This window comes from Thiocapsa marina 5811, from assembly GCF_000223985.1.
Classification (GTDB): Bacteria; Pseudomonadota; Gammaproteobacteria; order Chromatiales; family Chromatiaceae; genus Thiocapsa; species Thiocapsa marina.
Window position 1 is genome coordinate 1 of record NZ_AFWV01000045.1, and the last position, 1779, is coordinate 1779.

The 1779-nt window shown below is 63.1% G+C and carries 3 protein-coding genes; all 3 read right to left on the reverse strand.

The genetic code is table 11. The annotated features are described in order from the left end of the window. On the reverse strand, positions 1-369 hold a 369-nt coding region (locus THIMADRAFT_RS24155; protein ID WP_007195767.1), incomplete at its 3' end, for an ATP-binding cassette domain-containing protein. A 136-nt stretch (positions 370-505) separates the two neighbouring features. Further along, positions 506-1240: an ABC transporter permease gene (locus THIMADRAFT_RS24160; RefSeq protein ID WP_007195768.1), complete on the reverse strand. Its 735-nt coding sequence runs from the start codon at positions 1238-1240 to the stop codon at positions 506-508. Positions 1241-1350: 110 nt separating this feature from the next. Next, positions 1351-1779: NAD-dependent epimerase/dehydratase family protein (locus tag THIMADRAFT_RS24165; RefSeq protein WP_007195769.1), on the reverse strand; the 429-nt coding region annotated here is incomplete at its 5' end.

Genomic DNA, 1779 nt, shown 5'->3' on the forward strand with positions numbered 1-1779 from the left:
CCTTGCCGCCGCGACCGCGACGCCGACGGCCACGCCCGCCGAAATTACCCTATCTGATGCCGGTCGCGGCATGACGGGGTGGACGGGATAATGAACAAGGCCCTTTATCAGCCCGTTCAACATCCGCAGCAGCGTCGTCTTCCCCGCCCCGTTACGCCCAATCAGCCCAAGGCACTCACCCCGCTTCAACTCAAAGCTCACGTCCTTCACCGCCCAAAACTCCTCTGGCCGCAGCTCACCGTCGCCCCCGTGTCGGCGACCACGAATCTCGTTGCCCAGATCCTGCATGCCATACCAAAGCGACTTCTTGAGGCTACGGCAGAACTTCTTGGACACACCTTCGACCTTGATCAGGGTATCGTCACTCATGGGATCAGGCACTCATACGTTCGATCAGGATTGGCATCGCGAGCCGGAAGACGATCCAGACGCCGCACAGCAACAGCACGGCAACGACGTTGACGGCGAGGAAGGCCAATAGATGCTCCGGTGTAAACCCGGTCAGTCAATCGCGCGCGGTGAGGATGATGGGCGAGAGTGGATTGAGGCTGAACACGGTTGCGGCGAAGCCCTCTTTGGGCATGGGGAAGACGACGGGTGTGACGTACATGAGAAACTGCATGAGCAGCGGCAGGGCCTTGCCGATGTCCGTGTAGAGCACGCCGACCGGGGTGATCAGCAGCCCCAGGGCCGTGCCGACCAGCACCAGCGAGAAGAGGCCGATGGGCAAGAGCAACAGGTTCCAGCCTAGGTCGACGCCCATGAAGGGCAGAACGGCCATCAAGAGGGCGATCTTGATGCCGGCGTTGAAGAGGGTCTGGTAGATGCCCGAGACGATCAGCGCCTCGCGCGGGAAATTCAACTTGGCGAGCATGCCCTTGGCGGCGATGGTTTGCTGCAGCGGGGCGTTGATCGCGTCCATCAGGATGGCCCAGAGCATACTGCCGGTGAAGACGTAGACCGGGTAGGGCAAGGCGGTCTCGCCGACGGAGACGATGCCGGAGCTGCTGAGAAAGACCCAGATGAGGGTGTTGGCCAGCGGGAGGATGAAGGCCCAGAGCAGGCCGAGGGCGGCTTGTCGGTACTGGGCGCTGATGTCGCGCACGGCGAGGCGCCAGGCGAGCTCCCGGCTGGCGAGGAGGTCGCGGAGCATGTCGCGGATCATCTTTGCCGGGCTGGCGAGGGAGGATTCCGGGGTGTAGATGGTGACCGGGAGCGTGGGGGGGGACGGGTCTGTCATGTGTTCTGCAATCGGCCGGTGGATGGGTGGCGTGGGCGGTAGATGCCGGGGTGGTCGTGTCGGGCTGAAGCCCGACCCACAGTCGGACTGAAGTCCGACCTACACGGGTATCAATTCGGTTTGCGTTTGAGCAGGTCGGCGAAGTAGGCGATGGTCGCCTTCAATCCTTCGCGCAGTTGGATCTTGGGTTCCCAGCCGAGGTGTTGATTGGCGAGAGCGATGTCGGGCCTGCGTTGTTTGGGGTCGTCCCGGGGCAGCGCTTCGTGGACAAGCTGCGAGCGGGAACCGGTCAGCTCGAGGATGGTCTGGGCCAACTGGATCATGGTGAACTCGCCGGGGTTGCCGAGGTTGACCGGGCCGGTGAGGTCGTCGGGGCTGTTCATCAGACGGATGAAGCCTTCGATGAGGTCGTCGACGTAGCAGAAGGAGCGGGTCTGGGTGCCTTCGCCGTAGATGGTGATGGGCTTGTTCTGGAGCGCCTGGACGATGAAGTTGGAGACGACGCGGCCGTCGTTGGGGTGCATGCGCGGGCCGTAGGT